The sequence below is a fragment of the Pontibacter amylolyticus genome (assembly GCF_014638845.1).
Taxonomy (GTDB): domain Bacteria; phylum Bacteroidota; class Bacteroidia; order Cytophagales; family Hymenobacteraceae; genus Pontibacter; species Pontibacter amylolyticus.
The window spans coordinates 137,999-156,385 of record NZ_BMFP01000001.1 but is presented as its reverse complement, the minus strand read 5'-3'; the positions used below and the strand labels follow the sequence as shown (position 1 = coordinate 156,385).

General features: G+C 52.7%; 18 protein-coding genes. 7 read left to right on the top strand and 11 right to left on the bottom strand.

Features of this window, described 5'->3' with window-relative positions; genetic code table 11:
• Window positions 1-401: 401 nt before the first annotated feature.
• On the bottom strand, window positions 402-2,450 hold the full coding sequence (locus tag IEV97_RS00675) for a S9 family peptidase (RefSeq protein WP_188499592.1): 2,049 nt from the start codon (window positions 2,448-2,450) through the stop codon (window positions 402-404).
• Between the two features lie 141 nt (window positions 2,451-2,591).
• Between IEV97_RS00675 and mgtE the strand changes: the two genes are divergently transcribed.
• The 5 genes from mgtE to hisIE all read left to right on the top strand — a co-directional run bounded on the left by mgtE (window position 2,592) and on the right by hisIE (window position 7,228).
• Entirely contained in the window at window positions 2,592-3,935 is a 1,344-nt protein-coding gene (mgtE, locus tag IEV97_RS00670) for a magnesium transporter (protein ID WP_229733726.1), read from the top strand.
• Window positions 3,936-4,363: 428 nt separating this feature from the next.
• Window positions 4,364-4,945, top strand: a complete 582-nt coding sequence (gene hisH / locus IEV97_RS00665) for an imidazole glycerol phosphate synthase subunit HisH (RefSeq protein ID WP_188499591.1) — start codon at window positions 4,364-4,366, stop codon at window positions 4,943-4,945.
• On the top strand, window positions 4,942-5,664 hold the full coding sequence (hisA, locus tag IEV97_RS00660) for a 1-(5-phosphoribosyl)-5-[(5-phosphoribosylamino)methylideneamino]imidazole-4-carboxamide isomerase (protein ID WP_188499590.1): 723 nt from the start codon (window positions 4,942-4,944) through the stop codon (window positions 5,662-5,664). Before hisH ends, hisA begins: the two co-directional genes overlap by 4 nt.
• Window positions 5,658-6,416 carry an imidazole glycerol phosphate synthase subunit HisF gene (hisF, locus tag IEV97_RS00655; protein ID WP_188499589.1) on the top strand — a complete coding sequence of 253 codons (759 nt, stop codon included), beginning with the start codon at window positions 5,658-5,660 and terminating at the stop codon, window positions 6,414-6,416. Before hisA ends, hisF begins: the two co-directional genes overlap by 7 nt.
• 206 nt (window positions 6,417-6,622) lie before the next feature.
• Complete coding sequence (gene hisIE, locus IEV97_RS00650; protein WP_188499588.1) at window positions 6,623-7,228, top strand: bifunctional phosphoribosyl-AMP cyclohydrolase/phosphoribosyl-ATP diphosphatase HisIE; 606 nt, start codon at window positions 6,623-6,625, stop codon at window positions 7,226-7,228.
• Between the two features lie 50 nt (window positions 7,229-7,278).
• Here hisIE and IEV97_RS00645 read toward each other — a convergent pair whose 3' ends face one another.
• The 3 genes from IEV97_RS00645 to IEV97_RS00635 form a co-directional block, all read right to left on the bottom strand.
• Entirely contained in the window at window positions 7,279-7,878 is a 600-nt protein-coding gene (locus IEV97_RS00645; protein ID WP_188499587.1) for a hypothetical protein, read from the bottom strand.
• A 65-nt stretch (window positions 7,879-7,943) separates the two neighbouring features.
• Window positions 7,944-8,801, bottom strand: a complete 858-nt coding sequence (locus tag IEV97_RS00640) for an alpha/beta fold hydrolase (RefSeq protein WP_188499586.1) — start codon at window positions 8,799-8,801, stop codon at window positions 7,944-7,946.
• Between the two features lie 52 nt (window positions 8,802-8,853).
• Complete coding sequence (locus IEV97_RS00635; protein ID WP_188499585.1) at window positions 8,854-9,408, bottom strand: TetR/AcrR family transcriptional regulator; 555 nt, start codon at window positions 9,406-9,408, stop codon at window positions 8,854-8,856.
• Between the two features lie 294 nt (window positions 9,409-9,702).
• On the opposite strand from IEV97_RS00635, the gene IEV97_RS00630 reads away from it, so the two are divergent.
• Together IEV97_RS00630 and prpE are read left to right on the top strand one after the other, a co-directional pair.
• Window positions 9,703-11,406, top strand: coding sequence for a DUF748 domain-containing protein (locus IEV97_RS00630; RefSeq protein ID WP_188499584.1), 1,704 nt, complete (start codon window positions 9,703-9,705; stop codon window positions 11,404-11,406).
• A gap of 182 nt (window positions 11,407-11,588) precedes the next feature.
• The gene (gene prpE / locus IEV97_RS00625) at window positions 11,589-12,395 is read left to right on the top strand and encodes a bis(5'-nucleosyl)-tetraphosphatase PrpE (protein ID WP_188499583.1); all 807 of its coding nucleotides are present in this window, start codon (window positions 11,589-11,591) and stop codon (window positions 12,393-12,395) included.
• Between the two features lie 21 nt (window positions 12,396-12,416).
• On the opposite strand, the gene mnhG is transcribed toward prpE, so the two are convergent.
• From mnhG to IEV97_RS00590, 7 genes are read right to left on the bottom strand one after another with little or no spacing between them, the layout of a single operon-like run.
• Entirely contained in the window at window positions 12,417-12,818 is a 402-nt protein-coding gene (gene mnhG / locus IEV97_RS00620; RefSeq protein WP_188499582.1) for a monovalent cation/H(+) antiporter subunit G, read from the bottom strand.
• Between the two features lie 3 nt (window positions 12,819-12,821).
• Window positions 12,822-13,091 (bottom strand): MrpF/PhaF family protein, encoded by a 270-nt coding sequence (locus IEV97_RS00615; protein ID WP_188499581.1) that lies wholly within the window; start codon window positions 13,089-13,091, stop codon window positions 12,822-12,824.
• Window positions 13,088-13,585, bottom strand: coding sequence for a Na+/H+ antiporter subunit E (locus IEV97_RS00610; RefSeq protein WP_188499580.1), 498 nt, complete (start codon window positions 13,583-13,585; stop codon window positions 13,088-13,090). The genes IEV97_RS00615 and IEV97_RS00610 overlap by 4 nt, the downstream gene beginning before the upstream one ends.
• Before the next feature lies 1 nt (window position 13,586).
• Window positions 13,587-15,095 carry a proton-conducting transporter transmembrane domain-containing protein gene (locus IEV97_RS00605; RefSeq protein ID WP_188499579.1) on the bottom strand — a complete coding sequence of 503 codons (1,509 nt, stop codon included), beginning with the start codon at window positions 15,093-15,095 and terminating at the stop codon, window positions 13,587-13,589.
• Window positions 15,096-15,104: 9 nt separating this feature from the next.
• Window positions 15,105-15,467, bottom strand: coding sequence for a Na+/H+ antiporter subunit C (locus IEV97_RS00600; protein ID WP_188499578.1), 363 nt, complete (start codon window positions 15,465-15,467; stop codon window positions 15,105-15,107).
• A 4-nt stretch (window positions 15,468-15,471) separates the two neighbouring features.
• The gene (locus IEV97_RS00595; protein WP_188499577.1) at window positions 15,472-16,014 is read right to left on the bottom strand and encodes an MnhB domain-containing protein; all 543 of its coding nucleotides are present in this window, start codon (window positions 16,012-16,014) and stop codon (window positions 15,472-15,474) included.
• Window positions 16,011-18,326, bottom strand: a complete 2,316-nt coding sequence (locus IEV97_RS00590; RefSeq protein WP_188499576.1) for a putative monovalent cation/H+ antiporter subunit A — start codon at window positions 18,324-18,326, stop codon at window positions 16,011-16,013. Before IEV97_RS00590 ends, IEV97_RS00595 begins: the two co-directional genes overlap by 4 nt.
• Window positions 18,327-18,387: the final 61 nt, after the last annotated feature.

The following is an 18,387-nucleotide window of genomic DNA, read 5'->3' as shown; positions in this document are numbered from 1 at the left end:
AGCAAAAAAATCAAGACGCTCCAAACTCGCTGAACGCTCGAACAGTGGAGCGTCGAAAAGAGCACCTGGCCAGCGTGATCTGTTTCATTGCTGGTGGGGCAAGTTAGTCTTGCTATACCTGCAAGTGGTCTGCGACAGAAACGACAAAACTTATACCTGTAAAATGGCAGTTCCAGATTCCCCGCCTTAGATAAGGAGGGGTAAGGGGTGGTTGGACCCGGTATTGTTAAGAATGTTGCCACGAAGTATCTACATGTAAATCAAAAGCGGCAGAAAAGGCCACCTTCGAAGGAGGCAGGGGGTTGTAAATCGTGCACGAGAATCCTGTCAATCCTTTAATCCTGAAAATCAAGATTCAGACACAAAAAAGCCCGGTACCAATCAGTACCGGGCTTTCTGTCTTAATTAGCTTTCTTATCCAGCGTTTCATCCAACCACTTGAAGAACTCACGCTGCCAAACAATGGCGTTCTGCGGCTGCAGTACCCAATGGTTTTCGTCTGGCAGGTATAGGAGGCGGCTCTTGATGCCTTTGAGCTGGGCCAGTTGGAAGGCCTGCAGTCCTTGCTCTATACCTACCCGGAAATCCTGTCCGCCCTGCACGATCAAAATAGGGGTGTCCCATTTGTTGGCGTGCTCGATCGGGTTAAACTCCTTGTAGCTTTGCGGTGACTTGGTTTCCCAGTAAGGGCCTTTCAGCTCGTTGTTGGCAAAGAACATTTCTTCGGTGGTGCCATACCAGCTGCGCATGTCAAACAGGCCGTCGTGGGCAATGAAGGTTTTGAAACGTCCTTCGTGCAGACCAGCCAGCATGAACACCGAGTAGCCGCCGTAGCTGGCGCCAATCGCACCCAACCGGTCTTTATCCACATAAGACTCTTTGGCCACGTCATCGATGGCAGACAGGTAGTCGCGGATAGGCTGACCACCCCAGTCGCCGCTGATCTGGCGGTTCCACTCTTCGCCATGGCCCGGCATGCCGCGGCGGTTAGGTGCCACCACAATGTAGCCCTGTGCCGCGATCAGCTGCATATTCCAGCGCATCGAATAAAACTGCGTGAGCGCCGACTGCGGACCGCCCTGGCAGTACAGGAGCGTTGGGTATTTCTTATTCGGATCGAAGTCTGGCGGATATATTACCCAAGAGAACAGATCCTTGCCATCGCTAGCTTTGGTGATGCGCGGCTCTACTTTGCTCTTGGCCAGCTTGCCGTATACCTCGTCGTTCACTTTGGTGAGCTGCGTCAGCTGGCCAGACTTAGTGTCCAGGCGGTATAGCTCCGGCGCATGGTTCATGTCGTTGCGCGACACGATCAGGTTGTTGCCAGCCTGGCCTACGATGCCATTCACGTCGAACTGCCCTTTGGTTACCTGGCGTATACCTTTGGCAGTGAACTTGTCGAGGTTTTTCGGAAGCGTGACCTCGTATACCTGTATCGTGCCTTTGGTTGGGGCTACAAACCAGATTTTGCTGCCGTCGTTGCTCCACTCAAACCCGTTAATGGTCTCGTCCCAGTCTTTGGTCAGGTTGTGTTTTTTGCCCGATTTTGTGTCCAGTACGATCAGCTCGTTCTGGTCGGCCTCGTTGCCGTCTTCGTCCATGGCCAGCCAGGCCAGTTTAGAGCCATCGGCGCTGTATGTCGGATGAGTGTCGTAGCCAGGGTTGCCCTCGGTGAGGTTGGTGGTTTTGCCGCTGGCAATGTCGTAGCGGTAGATGTCGGTGTTGGTGCTCACAGCGTAGTCCTTGCCGAACTTCTTCTTGCTCACATAGAGGATGGCTTTGCTGTCCGGGCTCCAGATGGCGTCTTCCTTGCCACCGAAGGGCATTTGCGGCGCATCGAATGGTTCGCCCTTCATCAGGTCCACCGGTGTGCCCAGCTGCCCGTTGTTGTAGCTGGCAAAGAAGATATGCTGAAATTTACCATCTTCCCAGGTATCCCAGTGGCGGTAGTTCAGATCGTCATACACATAGGCGTTGGATTTTTTCAACTCCGGGTAGAGGTCGGTGCTGTGCATCTTTTTCACTTCCACTTCGCGGGAGAACAGCAAATGTTTTCCGTCCGGAGAGAAGCGTACATTGCTTAGGTCGCCCTCCACATTAGTCAGTTGCTTCGGCTCGCCTTTGCCACCCGCCAACTGCCACAGCTGACCCTTGTGCAGGTATACGATGTCGCCAGTAGCCTTGTCGATATGCACCACGCTCTCGCCGCCCTTGGTGGAGGTCAGCTGCGTTGCTTGTCCGCCCGCAACAGGTATAGCGTATAGGTTGCGCTCGCTGTTGTTTTCCTCCACATTGGGGTAGCTCACGCCATAGATCACGGATTTACCGTCGGGTGTTATAGTCTCGGCAGAAACCCGGCCCAGCTTCCAGAGCAGTTCCGGGGTCATGCGCTGTTGTGCCTGCGCCATTGTCACGGCAAACACACCAGCCAGTATCATTATCTTTTTCATGGTCCAAAAATAACGGAATTGAACGGAATCAAAAACCTGAGGGGCAGGAATGAAGACGCTTCTGCTGTTTAGCATAGAAAGTGGTATGCTTTACACGCCGTAGCCGTACACAGGAAGGAAAAGAAGAAAAAAATTAGAACTGTGAGACCAAACCTGGCAGATGCTGACATAAACGACCTGAGCCACCAGCACCCCAGCGACATCGCTGAGCACATCGGTGGCCTGAACGAGCAGGAGCGTACCTTGGCCTTTCTGCTGTTGCCGGGTGAACAGAAGTCGGCCGTGTTCACCTACTTTCCTTATGCCTTGCAGGAAGATCTGCTCAAGCAGTTGGCCTCGGCCGATACAGCCGAAATGCTCGAGAACATGGCGCCCGACGACAGGACCGAGATCTTTGAGAATTTTCCTGATCTGCTCATCAAAGAGTCCATCAACCTGCTTTCGCCGGAAGAGAAGCGCATTGCCCTGAACCTGCTGGGCTACCCCGAAAAAAGCATTGCCCGCATCATGACGCCCTATTACCTGCAGGTAAAAAAGGGATGGACGGTGCGGCAGGCGCTGGACCATATTAAGAAATATGGAAAGAAAGCCGAGACCATGAATCATGTGTATGTGGTCGACAAAAACAACAAGCTGGTAGATGATATCCGGATCGGCAGACTGCTGATGGCGGAGGATGACCAAACCATCGAATCGCTGAGGGACTACCAGTTTGTCAGCCTGGTTACCACCATGAGCCGGGAGGAGGCCATTGAGAAGTTCGATAAATACGACCGTTCTGTGATGCCGGTCGTTTCGGAAAGCGGTGTGCTGGTGGGTATCGTCACGCACGACGATATCTTTGATGAGGTCGAGCGTCGGGATACGGAGGATATTCAGAAGTTAGGTGGTCTGGAGGCCTTGGCACTTTCTTATACCGATACGCCACTGTTCACGCTTGTTCGCAAGCGGGCCAGTGTTCTGACCATTCTTTTTCTGGGCGAGATGCTGACGGCCTCTGCCATGGCATTGTTTGAGGAGGAACTGGCGCAGGCCGTCGTGCTGGCGCTCTTTATCCCGCTCATTATCTCTAGCGGCGGTAATTCGGGTTCGCAGGCCGCTACCCTGGTCGTGCGTGCCATGGCCATCAAGGAGCTTGACCTGAAGGATTGGTGGTACGTGATGCGGAAGGAAGTGCTGTCGGGCCTGATGCTCGGCTGCCTGCTGGGGGCAATTGGTTTTCTGCGGATCATGGTCTGGCAACAGGCCGGCTTCTACAACTACGGCGACCATACCGTCCTGATCGGTCTGACGGTAGGGCTCTCGCTGGTCGGGATTGTTTTGTGGGGAACTTTGTCGGGTTCCATGACCCCTTTCCTGCTGCAACGCTTCAGACTGGACCCTGCCACTTCCTCGGCTCCCTTTGTGGCTACGTTGGTGGATGTGACGGGTTTGGTGATCTATTTCACGATTGCGGCCAGTATTCTGAAGGGCACGCTGCTGTAAGGTATAGGAGCCAGCGAAATTTTTAAGGCCAGTCTGTAATATTTTTAACCGGATGTGCTATCTTTGCATCAATGAAAGGCACAATGGCACATCTGCACCATCATCATGCACGAAACAATAGTTTCGGAGCCGTTAGCCTATGGATTTGATTTAGTTTAACTAAGCTATATTTTCCAAAAGCCTGACTCCGTCCAGAGTCAGGCTTTTTTTGTTTTTCTGAATCTTGATATAGGGCCCCTGCCCCAAGAATATACAGGATTTAAGGATTGACAGGATTAGAGTTGCTTAAAACTATTAAGAGGTCTCTCTGTTTCGCTTTGCGGACCTTTCTGAAACGTAAACTGAATCAACCCTAAGGTTGCAGGCACTTTAATTACGTTGTCCTTTAACCATTATTCATTAGTCACTACTCATTAGTCATTTATAAAATGAACCTCGTTATAGTTGATTACAAAGCCGGTAATGTGCAGTCGGTGCTCTTTGCGCTGGAGCGGTTGGGGGTGCAGGCCACGCTAAGCTGCGATTTTGAGACGATCAAAGCGGCAGATAAGGTGATTTTCCCGGGCGTAGGAGAGGCCTCGTCGGCCATGGCGCAGTTGCGGTCCCGTAATTTAGACAAGCTGCTGCCAACGCTTGAACAGCCTTTTTTCGGTGTTTGCCTGGGCATGCAGTTGCTCTGCGAACACTCTGAGGAGGGCGATACGGAGATGCTGGGGATCATCCCTCTGCCTGTGAAACGTTTCGAGACTGACCTGAAAGTGCCGCACATGGGCTGGAACCAGCTCGAGAAGCTAACTTCGCCTTTGTTTGAAGGTATAGCCGAGGGGGAATATGCCTATTACGTGCACAGCTATTATGTGCCGCTGAGTGCGTACACCATTGCGCAGACTTCCTATCCGGAGCCCTTCTCAGCCGCTCTGCAATATAAAAACTTCTACGCCGCGCAGTTTCACCCCGAGAAAAGCAGTGCTGCCGGCTCACAGATCCTTAAAAATTTTCTGACCCTATGATGGAAATAATCCCAGCCATTGACCTGATCGGCGGGCAATGCGTCCGCCTGACCGAGGGCGACTTCTCCCAGCAAACCACCTACGACAGCAACCCTTTGGAAGTGGCCAAACGCTTCGAAGCTAACGGTATTAAGCGGCTGCACCTGGTGGACCTTGACGGTGCCCGCGCCCGCAAACCGGTGAACCTGAACGTGCTCGAAAGCATTGCCGCCAACACCAGCCTCACCATCGACTTTGGCGGTGGACTGCAGTCCGACGAAGCCGTGCAGCAGGCTTTTGATGCGGGTGCAGCCCAGATCACGGCCGGTAGCGTTGCGGTGCGCGAACCCGAGAAAGTGAAGAACTGGCTATTGCAGTATGGCGCCGACAGGATCATCATCGGGGCAGATTTTAAGGGCACCAACATTGCCATCAGCGCCTGGACCGAGGAGAGCAAATATCCATTGCAGGATTTTATGTCAGGCTACCTTAAAACCGGGGCCAAACTTTTCATCTGCACCGATGTGAGCAAGGACGGCAAGCTGCAGGGACCATCCACCAACACCTACCGTCACCTGAAACTCACCTTGCCAGAAGCCCAGGTAATTGCCAGTGGTGGCGTCACGACGGTGCAGGATCTGGAGGAACTGCAGGAGATCGGCGTGAAAGGGGCAATTATCGGTAAAGCGATCTATGAAGGAACGATTTCATTAAAGGATTTAGCGCGATTTTTATGTTAACTAAACGCATTATACCTTGTCTGGATATCAAGAACGGCCGCACCGTAAAGGGGGTTCGTTTTGAGAATATCCGGGATGCCGGCGATCCGGTGGAATTGGCCAAATGGTATGCCGGGCAGGGCGCCGACGAGCTGGTTTTCCTGGACATCACGGCCACCAACGAGGAGCGCAAGACCTTTGCCGAACTCGTGCGTGACATCGCCCGACACATCGACATACCCTTCACGGTGGGCGGCGGCATCAGCGCTGTTGCCGATGTGGAGGTGCTTCTGCAAGCCGGGGCTGATAAAGTGTCGATCAACTCCGCTGCGATACGTAACCCACAGTTGGTAGAGGATTTGGCAAAACGCTTCGGCAGTCAGTGCGTGACCGTAGCCATCGATACCAAGTATACCGACGCCACCGGCTGGAAGGTATACGCCCGCGCTGGAACCGTGGAGACTGAACATGCCACTGTGGATTGGGCCAGACAAGTGATAGACTTAGGAGCGGGCGAGATCCTGCTCACCAGCATGAACAATGACGGTACCAAAGCGGGATTCGCGCTCGACATTACGAAAGCAGTGTCGGAGGCTGTTTCCGTTCCGGTGGTCGCCTCGGGCGGTGCCGGTACCATGCAGCACTTTGCAGACGCTTTCCAGGTGGCTCATGCGGACGCCGCCCTCGCCGCCAGTCTCTTTCACTTCCGCGAACTATCCATACCTGACCTGAAGCAGTTCCTGAAGGCAGAAGGTATAGCGGTGAGGGTGTGATTTTTGAATGAGTGGTGGAGTGATTGAGTGAATGGTTAAATGGCTGAATTGTTAAATGGTTAAATTGTTGATTTTTTTTTATGCACGATTCGGGCAGGTCACGAACCGTCCTTCGTGCACTGATAATCAAGCAGTGGAACCTATCCTAATCGTGCACCAGGCAACAATTTAACCATCAACAATTTAACAATTTTTAAACTGATCCTATGTTAGATTTTGATAAAATGGGCGGGCTTATACCTGCTGTCATACAGGATGCTGATACGAGTCAGGTGCTGATGCTGGGCTACATGAACCAGGAAGCATTGGACAAAACGCAAAAAGAGGGGCTGGTGACTTTTTTCTCCCGCTCTAAAAAGCGACTCTGGACCAAGGGCGAAACTTCGGGCCATACCTTGCAGGTTGTCAATATTGCCGAAGACTGTGATAATGATTCGCTCCTGATCAAGGTAAAGCCCAACGGACCTACCTGCCATACCGGCGATACCAGTTGCTTTGGGGAAGATGCGGCCGCAAAGCGTATGGCCGCTATTCAGTTTATTGCCAGATTGGAAGAGGTCATTCAGCAGCGCAAGGCAAACCCGACGGAAGCTTCCTATACCAATTTCCTGTTCGACAAGGGCGTAAACAAGATCGCCCAGAAAGTAGGCGAAGAGGCTGTGGAAACCGTGATCGATGCGGTAGCCGGCAAACTGGACACCATGAAAGGAGAGGCGGCCGATCTGCTCTACCACTTACTGGTGCTGCTGGCAGCTACCGGACTGGAACTGGCCGATGTAGTGGCTGTGCTGCAGGAACGTCATAAAAAATAAAGACCAGTCGCGGTTGCGGCTGGTCTTTACCTTATACTTAACCAGATGGGCTAGTGAGCGCTTATCAGTTTCAGGTTATTGAAGCTACCTTTTAAGGTAATGTTACACTTGCGGGGTTTAGTCGGGTTACTCTCGTAAGAAGTTGGATCCGTCACATTGCTGATCATCACTTCAAAACTGCCGCTGGCCAGGCCGGTCGTGGCATTATAAGCCTTGATCTCAATCATACCTTCCATCCGGTTGCCGCTGCTAAACAAAGCGCTCTTGCTTGTCTTGTTGTAGTAGTGGTAGTAGGTAATATCGGCGCGTCCCTTTTTGTTGTTGGAAAGCGAACGGATCGGATAGGTACCGATATAGCCATTCAAAAGATCCGCTTGCCTGATGCTAAACACCACGGCATCATTTCCAGTTGGACGGGAAGGCGCAAAATCTATCTGCAGTTTTTCTTCATCCGACAGGAGTTGCATTTCCTTCAGGCTAAGGCTGTAGACCGCCTTTTCCTCCTCCTCAGATTCCAGATAGTTAAAAGACCTCTCCATGGTAGCCTCCACTTTCGGTACGATCGTGGTGCTCTCATCGTCCTGTTTATCGCAAGAAAATGCAAAAAAAGAAATGACTAAAAGCCATGTAGAAGGTATGATCTTTTTCATAGTTTTAATTTGACTATAAAGGTATGAAAAAGATTACTTTAACTGCAATAAATATTACATATTCTTTATATAAATTGTTTAATACTATCAGCGATTCCTCCTCCTTTTTCCTCCTGTACAAAATGACCGGCCTCAAAACGCTTTACCTCCGCTTCCGGAAAGGTTTGCTGCCATTTGTCAAGCAGGTGCAATGGTAGCAGCTTGTCTTTTTCTCCCCAAAGTATGAGTTTAGGCATAGCCCGAAGTTTTGCACGTTGCTCCCAGAGACTGGCAAACCAAGGGCCTGCTTCCTTTAGCGCCACTGCAAAGTGCCAGGTGCCTACCCGGTTGCGGCTGTTGTTGAGCGGCTTCAGATAATGCTGATGCACGTCTTTGCTGAGGTGCCGTTTATGGTGGTAGCCTTTAGGCAGCAGCATGCGGGCTGAAAAACCCAGGTTCAGGTATAGGAACCGCCCAACACCGCCATTGAGAAACCCACTGATCTTCATCATCTGCGCTTCCTCATCGAGCGACCACATCCAGGTATTCAAAATAACCAGCCGCTTCACATTCTCCGGGTGCTTCAGGGCATAGCTCAAGCCAATAGGGCCGCCAAAATCGTGCACCACCAGCGTGATGTCTTTCAGCTGAAGGCGCTCGATGAGTTGCTCCAGGTTATGTGCGTGCGCTTCAGGCGTATAGGAAAAGTCAACCGGCTTGTCGGAAAGGCCAAAGCCCAGGTGGTCGGGTGCAATGCAGCGGTGGGTGCGGCTGAGGGCCTTGATCTGCTGCCGCCAGACGAAAGACCAGGTAGGCGTACCGTGCACAAACACGATGGGCTCGCCCTGCCCCTCATCCACATAATGCATCTGACCGGTTTGCAGCTGCACCGTATGGTGTGCAAAGGGGTACAGAATACGGTCAAGCCAGTTAGGTGATTTCATCTTATTTTTTTAAACAATCAACAATCAACAATCAACAATCAACAATCAACAATCACTTCTTATACTTCATGATGAGGAGAGAGGCCACGTCATCGATGGGGTAATTGTCGTAGAGCAGAAAATGGCTTGCCATACCGTCGATGGAGGCGAAGAGGAGTTTAGCTTCGAGGTCGGGGAAGGGGATGCCTGCCTCTATCAGGTTTTGCCGGATACGGTCTTCGATGTAGGCTGTCTGCTCTTGCATGCCGTTCATCAACTGCCTGACCACTTCTGATTGTATCCGGATGCCGTGTAGCAATTTCCAGAAATCCTGTTTCTCTTTCAGCAGCTTAACCGTTTGTCTTATGTGCTGCTCTATACCTGAGCCACCTTGTTCGGGCGATTGCACAAAGGAGGCATGTATGTCTTCCACGCTGCGGCGAAAGATCTCTTCCAGTAACTCGTCTTTGCTTTTGAAATAATTGTACAGCAGCCCGAGCGATATACCCGCTTCGCGGGCAATGTTGCGGATCGAGGTGGCTTCGTAGCCCTTTGATGCGAATAGCCGCAGGGCTACTTCAACCAACTTATTGATACTGAGCTCTCTCTTTTCCTGAAACCGGGGCATAGCATGATGAACGTTTGTTCAAATATACTATGATTGAACGTTCGTTCATAACTTAAGTTGGTCTTCCGCTCATTTTTTTAAATGTGAGAACTGGTACGGTATGGTGATTCTGTGCCTGAGGTATGCGTTGCGCTGACTCAATTTTTCTAACGACTGCTCCTGCTATCAGCGTATACCTGGGTCACCATTTAACATCCCGGCTATCTAAAATCGGAGCAGATTAAAACAAGAGTTGCCAGGAGCCTATAAACACATCGTGTTGGTGTTCGTATTCAACTGAAACAAATCCGAAACGTGGAAATAAAAACGCTCTTCCAGAAGTGGTGGGTATGGCTACTCCTCATTCTTGCACTACTCGTCATCCTCATAGGCTTTCTCACATCCCTGTATTTTAACCCCTGGCTAAAAGAAAAACTGGAGTCGCGGGTAAAAACAGATTCAAACTCGCTCTATACCTTAAACCTGCACGGCTTTGACGCATCGTTACTAAGCGGGCGCATTACAGCAGACTCCATCCACCTGGTGCCTGACTTTGAGGTATGGGATCAGAACCACAAAGCACATCAGCGCGACACAACGGCAGTGAAAGCGCCCCGCACCCTGATCGATCTCAAAACAAACAAATTGGTGCTGGCAGGTATAAATTTCCTCGGTATTTTGCGTAGTAAACCGCTTAATCTGAGCAAACTTCAGGTAAAACAGCCCACTATCCTGATCACGGAAATGCGCCAGGACTCGACCGAGAGTCATGAGCCACTGCACGAATCTGTAGATGGAATTCTGAAAGGCCTGCAGATCGGGAGCATCGAGGTAGAGGAGGCCACCCTGCGAATCAGGGAAGGGCAGAAGGCGAAGGCAGACCGGATTGCGCTGAAGGATTTCACGATCTCGGTGAAAGATTTTCAGCTCGACAGCACCGCCTTTCAGGATGAAGAACGCGCCTATTACGCCCGCCGCATGGCCTTGGAATCGGGTATTGCCGAATTCAGGTTGCCGGACGGCACTTACAAGCTGCACGCGACTGCCCTTAAAGCCAACACCGAAGACGGCACCCTCAACATCGGCAATCTGAAACTGATCCCGCTTCTGGACAACGCAGCGCTTGCCCGGTTACAGGGTAAAGCTGTGACGACCATGCGGCTGGAGGTGCCGGAAATAAATCTGAGTGGAGTCGATTACAAAGTGCATTCCCGATATAATAACCTGGCAGCCCGCCATGTGATGATCAAAAATCCCTCTTTGAGTGCTTTTATGGATCGGAAAAACTTCGGTGCGAAAGGAAACAAACCATTGCCGCACGATTTCATCCAGGAGCTAAAAACAGGCCTGACCATACAGAAAATAGAGGTGCAGGGCATGCACATCCGCTACGAGGAATTGGCAGAAGAGGCCACCGAAAAAGGCATGATCACCTTCGGAAACCTGAATGCAACGATCAGCAACGTGACCAACGACAAAAACCGCATGTCCACTAAAAAACCGGCTGTGATCGATGCCAGGGCAGCCTTATATGGAAAGGCGCCGCTCGCTGTCACCATCAGGCTGAACCTGCTGGACCCCGATGGCCACCACACCCTACAGGGTAAAGTTGGACCCACAGATCCGGCCATCCTCAACCCAATCCTGGAGCCGACCGCCTTTATCAGCGTGAAAGATGGCAGTCTGCAGGAAAGTGATTTTAACATAGAGCTGTATCGTAACCAGGCCAGTGGCAACCTGAACGTGCGGTATCAGAATTTTAAAGTGGATTTGCTGACCAAGGACGAAGGCAAACGCCAGTCCACTGGCAAGAAGATCCTCTCTAAGGTGGCGAACCAATGGGTGATCGAATCTGACAATCCAAAAGAAGGAGAAGCGCTCCGGGCTGGTGCTATTGAGGTGGTGCGCGCCAAAAGACGCTCTTTCTTCAACTACTGGAAAGATTGCTTGGTGAGCGGGTTCCGTACCGCTGCCAGTGTAGAAGGCATCGGCGCTGATCTGCAGGACCCCAATAGGTAAAAGAAGGGTCGATAGGGTTTACAATAATATTGTTTTAATACTGCAGGCCAGAAAACCCTGTCCGGAAAAGTATAATCGCTGGTCGCTTCAAAAAAAAATAACACTGGAAATCTAACCTGTAGGGCCGTTTTCTAGTTATTATATTGGTTAAGACCGAACCAGAATCAATACAATAAAGACCTATGCACCACGAGCCTGACAAAAGTGGAAACCTGATACTGAGAGACCTGCGCGGCCATTTCCATGTCATTGGAGATGTGCACGGCTGTTTTGATGAATTACGGGCACTGCTCCAAAAGCTTGGATATGAGGTAAATGATGACAAAGCAGCAGGCAGGTACCGCGTGACGCCGCCCGAAGGTTGCATGGCCGTATTTGTAGGCGATCTGGTGGACCGCGGACCGAACTCACCGGAAGTGCTGCGCCTGGTCATGGACATGGTAGAGCAGGATGTGGCCCTCTGCGTAAGCGGCAACCACGATGACAAGCTTTACCGCAAGCTGATGGGGCGTAACGTGCAGGTTCGCCATGGGCTGGAGCTGACCATGGCCCAGCTCGAACATTACGATCAGGCTTTTCTCTTAAGAGTGCGGGATTTTTTGGGCCATCTGCCGCATCACATTATCCTGGATGAAGGTCGCCTGGTCGTGGCGCATGCCGGTCTGGAAGAGCGCCTGCACGGACGACACAGCAAATCGGTGCGCGACCTCTGCCTGTATGGGCCAACCACCGGGGAAGTGGATGCCCACGGTCTGCCGGTTCGCCTAGACTGGGCCGCAGAATACTCCGGCGTGGCGGTGGTGGTATACGGGCACACGCCTGTCCGGGAGCCGCGCTGGAAAAACAATACCATCAACATCGACACAGGCTGCGTTTTCGGAGGCAAACTCACCGCCCTGACGTATCCTGACCACATTCTGACCACCGTTGAGGCCTTCGACACCTACGCCGACTCCATCCGGCCCTTTTTACATCATCCCACGCATTAACTAATCCTGTTATACCTGCTGCTAAAGATGCTTGTTGTCCCGCTCGTGGTCGCGGTGTGTGCTGTGCTCTTTTCGCAGGTAGTCCTTAAACTCCTCCAGGTCGGTTCGCTCCCAAAACGGAATCTTGTTGCGCACAGCCGTACGCCCGATCACGTGTGCGGCCACCGGGGCGGTCAGGAACGTAAATCCGATGATCAGCAACACTTTCAACAGTATATCGGGCTCGTTAAAGTAGGTTCCCATACCTGTCAAAATGAGACCGAGCCCCAGTGTCGACCCCTTCGTGATGGCTGACATTCGGATGTAGAAGTCCGGGAAGCGCAAAAGCCCGATAGCGGCGATCAGCATGAAGACGACCCCCATGATGATGAGCACCGAACTGATGATTTCGCGGATGAGCAGAAAGTTGATGTTTTCGAACATAGGCTATCGGGTTGATTTCATGAGATAATAGGCAAAAGAGATCGAGCCAAGGAAACCGAACAGGGACAGAATAATGGCCACATCAATAAAGTCGTGGTTGCCGGTGAGCTCAGTGTAGATGGCCACAATACCGATGATGTTGGACACGAACATGTCAAAACAAGTGATGCGGTCCGGCAGCGTAGGGCCCATCGCAAACCGTATACCAATCAACACCACGCAAATGCTGAGGGCAGCCATGGCGAATATGAGAGTGAAGGAGAAGAGGCTCATCGTGTCAGGTTCATTATGCGTCGTTCAAATCCGTCTTTGACGTCCTGCTTTGCGGACTCCACATCATTGTCCTTTACATAAAGCGTGTGCATGTAGATAAACTTGCGGTCAGCGCTTACGTCGATCATCAGCGAGCCCGGAGTCATGGTGATCATGGTGGCGAGCATCGTAATTTCCAGGTCGGTCGTGACAGACAGCGGAACGGCCAGCACAGCAGGCTTCATGCGGTAATTGGGCGTCAGGATGTCGTAGGCCACCCGGAAGTTGGCCACCACGAGTTCTCTCAGAAAGTAAATAAACAGGCTGATGGCCCTGGGCAGTTTGTGAAAGTAGGCGCGGTGGTAGAAAGGGGTGGTCAGCCAGAGCATAAACATGATGAAGGATGCCACGAACACTGCCCAGACCGCATTGTAAGGCAAAAACGGATCACCATACTTGAAGTAAACGTAGCTGCCAATAAAGGCGATCAGAAAATGGACGATGAATGTTTTCATGCTATCTTTTCAATACGGCGTTGATGTATAATTCGCTGTTCAGAAGCTGCTCGGCCGCCAATTGTGCCATCGCCACCACCGGCTCGGCATAAAGCCCGATAAAGAGAATGAACACCGTCATGATAACGACTGGCAGGTGCAGCAGTCGGTTATGGCGCTGCTCCTGTTCCGTCATCACTTCCAGCAAAGGGTCCACCACCGGTTTCTTTTTCCAGAATACCTCATTCCAGATCTTGGTCATCGAGAAAATCGTCATCAGGCTGACGGCCAGCGAAACAAGGACGATGACAAAACTGTCGATTTCAAAACCGGCCTTGGCCAGCATAAACTTGCCCCAGAATCCGGAGAAAGGCGGTATACCTGCCAGCGAAAAAGCCGAGATGAAGAACAACACAGACAGCAAGGGCTGCTGCAGGTATAGGCCGCCAAGTTTTTTAAGCGCGAAGGTGCCATGGCGGTGCGCCACTACACCACTGATCAGGAAGAGATTGGTCTTGACCATGATGTTGTGGATGATGAAGTAAATGCTCCCTGCAATGGCCAGGGGGGTGAACAGCGCCAGCCCCATGAGCATGTACCCGATCTGGCTGACAATGTGGAAAGACAGGATCTTGCGGAAATCGTTCTGTGAAGCGGCCCCGAGCACCCCGATTACCATGGTAAAGCCCGCCAGCACCGTGAAAAGCGGAATGGTCAGATCCTGGTCGGTCACAAAGACCAGCGTGAAAAGGCGGATGAGCGCGTACATGCCCACCTTGGTGATGATGCCAGCTATAAAAGCCGAGATGGCAATTGGCGGGGTATGGTAAGAGGCCGGAAGCCAGAAAAACAGTGGGAAAATGGCGGCCTTTATACCGAATGCGATCAGGAAAAACATGCCCGCCATGTTGATGAGGGCCGGGTGCGCTGCCGGTGTGCGTACAAGCACCGCCAGCTCAGCCAGATTGAGCGAACCCAGCGTGCCGTACACCACCCCTATACCCACAAGCAGAAAATTGGTAGCCAGAAAATTGATGGTGACATACTTTATCGCTCCCTCCAGCTGCGGTTTGGTGCCGCCCAGCGCAATCAGCACAAAGCAGCAGATCAGGAGCACTTCGAACCAAACAAATAGGTTGAACAAGTCGCCCGTCAGGCAGGCACCCGACACGCCCAGCTGCAGGACAAGGAGCACCGGGTAGTAGCCGAACGTCTGCCGTGCCTTGTCCAGCCCCTTGATGGAAAAAAGGTAGACGGCCATGCCGGTAATGGAACCAGTGATCACGATCATGGCACTGAATAAGTCTGCCACCAGCGTGATGCCAAAGGGAGCGGGCCAGCTTCCGACCTGGGTGGTGCGGATGCCGTTTTCATTTATATCGAAGAGCAGCATAAAGGAAGCTATCAGCAGACAGACCTGTGCCAGGATGCCGATAACCTGTTGCGCGCGCACAGACCGCCAGAAGAAGAGGCTCAGGATAGCCCCATACAGCGGAATGAGTATTGGCAACATGATGAGCAGGTGGTTCATAGAGGGCGCTTAGTGGTTTTCTTCTATCTGGTCGGTGGTGTTCATGTCGTCGAGGTCGGTGGTGCCGAACGACTGGTATACCCGCTTGATGAGCACAATGGTAAAGGACTGAATGCCGAAACCGATTACAATGGCAGTGAGCAGCAGCGCCTGCGGCACCGGGTCGGCGAAAGGCTCCACGGCTACATTTTCATCCGGCTCGATAATGGCCGATCCTCCGCGTGTCAGACGGCCGATGACGAACAGAAAGAGGTTGGTTGCCAGACCGAAGAGGATCAGACCCAGTATAAGCTTGAAGAAGTGCCGGTGCAGGATCAGATAGAGGCTCGCAGAAAAAAGAATTCCGATAATAAAAGGCAGTATGAGTTCCATGGGTTTATTCTTCTGACATCACAAAGGTTATTTTGAGCACCACCCCGATGACCAGCAGGTATACGCCTAGATCAAACAGGATCGGCGTACCCGGTTTACCCAGCACAGGTATGTAAAAATCAGTCCAGTAGGCGTGCATGAAAGGCTGACCGGAGAGCAAGCCTAACACACCGCTGGTGACGGCCAGAAACAGACCCGTGGCGATAATGTAGACAGACTCGATGCGGACCATATGGTGCTTCATGTCCGGATGACGGGCCATTTTCCTGCGGCGCCACACATTCACGCGCATCATCCGCATCAGGTAGAGCGAGCGGCTCTGGTTAGGCTGTCGCGGGTAGCCATAGAGGTTGAGTTTCAGGAAGGTGTCCACGGTGTGCTGCGGGCCGTGCGTCATGGTATGGAACACGAAAGCGATGGACCCGATCAGTCCCCCGATAAAGCCCCCGCCCGGGTGGTTGTGGCCCCGAAACAAGGTATAGACCGAGAAGATGATGAAGAGTGGGATGAGGATGCGAATGGCGGTCGCGAGTACAATGGTTTTCATGGTTTGTCTCCTTTCTGCATACGTAGTTTCAGCATGGCCATGATCCCGATGGCTGCCACGGCCAGCACCACAATCTCGCCGAGCGTGTCGAAGGCCCTGAAATCTACCAGGATTACGTTGACGATGTTTCGCCCATGCGCGAGCAGGTAGCTGTTTAGGCCGTAATAGGCTTTCAGCTCAGAGTCGAGCGGGTATTGCTTGACGATTAGGATTACGTACGTCATCACGGCTCCGAAAGTGAGCGAGAGCAACACGTACTTGTAGCGCTCCGAGGCGTGCGACAGGTATTTGAAAGCAGGGAGCTTGTGCAGGATCAGCACAAAGATCACGACCGTAAGCGTTTCGATGAGCAGCTGTGTGGCGGCTACGTCGGGGGCTCCAAACAAGATGTAAAGGAGCGCTGCCGAGTAACCGACTATACCCATAATGGCAATAGAAGTGAGGCGGGACTGCGACTTAAACAGGAAGATCAGCGCCGACACGACCATGAGCAGCAGCACCACCTCGTACAGGCGAAGCTGTGAGAGTTCATGCAGACGGTTGCCTAATTCCAGGCGGGGTCCGCCGTCCCAAAGCGCGAGGATAACCAGAGAGATCTGTGCCGTGACGATGGCCACGATGTAGCTGCGCAGATAGCCGTTCTGTATTGTAGCGGTAATCTTGGTAGCGCCGATCAGAAAGCCCTTGAGTGTGAGTTGGTACAGGTTGGCCGGCCCAAAAAGGTACAGCCTGTTGAAGCGGCTGGCGTAGCTCAGCAGTCGGTTCGCGTAACGGTACACCACATACCCCAGCAGAACGGTCAGCACGCTGAGGCCAAGTGCCAGCGTAAAGCCGTGCCACAAGGCCAGTTCAAACACCTGCTCCACACCCAGCATGGATTCTGCTGCGCGGCGCAGTAGCGGCGTCACAAAAAAACCCGGCAACAAGCCAAACACCAGTCCTGCGCTGGCCAGCACAACAGGTGGCAGGTATAGCAGGGGCTTGTCGGGGTGTTGCAGGGGAGTGGGGCTCGTACTGCGACGCCAGAAGACACCATAGCTTAAAGCGATCGCCACGGCCACAAACACCATCCCGGAAAAGAAACTTACCGCAAAGAGCATCCACCGGAAGGGGCTTTCCTGGAGCGAAGCTTCGTAGAGCAGCTCTTTGCCGATGAAGCCGAAAAAAGGCAGGATGCCGGCCATGGACATGCCAGCCAGCAGCGCCGCAACAGCGGTGTAGCGCATGGAGCCTGATAAGCCTGTCAGCTGTGTCAGGTCTCGGGTGCCGGTGGCGTGGTCCACGTTGCCGGCCACCAGAAACAGGGTGCCTTTGTAGAGGGCGTGCGCCAGCAGGAAAACCACCATCGCCTCCATGGCCGGCGCGGTTCCGATGCCCGTCATGGTCACCAGCAGACCCAGCGCGCTGATGGTGGTATAGGCCAGTATGGCTTTCAGATCAACGTGCTGCGTGGCCAGCAGTGCACCCAGTACGGTTGTGATGCCGCCCACCATCATCAGGGTATACTGCCATTCGTCGGTGCCGCCCATCACGGGGGTGAGCCGGGCCAGCAGGTATACGCCTGCCTTCACCATGGTAGCCGAGTGCAGGTAGGCGCTGACAGGCGTCGGCGCCTCCATGGCGTTGGGCAGCCAGAAGTGAAAGGGAAACTGCGCCGACTTGGTAAAAGCACCCAGCAGGAGGAGCACCAGCGCAGGCAGGTAGAGCCCATGGTTTCTCACGACATCGCCCCGTTCCAGCAGCTCGCTCAGGGTATAACTACCGCCTGCCATGCCCAGCAGAATCAGGCCGCCCATCAGGGCCATGCCGCCGAGCCCGGTCACGAGCAGTGCCTGCAGGGCTGAGTTGCGTGATTTTTCCTTATCCTGGTTAAAGCCGATGAGCAGGTATGAGCTGATGCTGGTAAGCTCCCAGAATACAAATATGGAGATGATGTTGCCTGCCAGCACGAGTCCCAGCATGGCTGTCATAAACAGCGTCAGGTATAGGTAGAATCGCCCCAGCAACGGGTGGCCTTTGAGGTAGCCGCCCGCGTACAGCATAATGAGGGTGCCAAAACCCGTGATGAGCAAAGCAAAGAGCAGGCTGAGTCCGTCCAGGAAAAAGTGCAGGTTAATGTTGAGAGAGGGAGCCCAGGCATGCAGTTCGCCTAACTTGTCGCCGCCAAGCACAGCGGGGCTAAGGGTGAGCAGGTATACAAAGATGGAAAGAGGCAGCAATGCCATAGGCACTAACACCCATTTGCCGAGCCAGCGGTGGAGCAGAGGCGCAGCAAATGCCAACAGGAAACCTGCGAGTATAGCTAAAAACATCAAAAATGCTTAGTTTGTAAATGTATCCTTGTTAAATTCGTAGCTGATTTACATTTAGTAC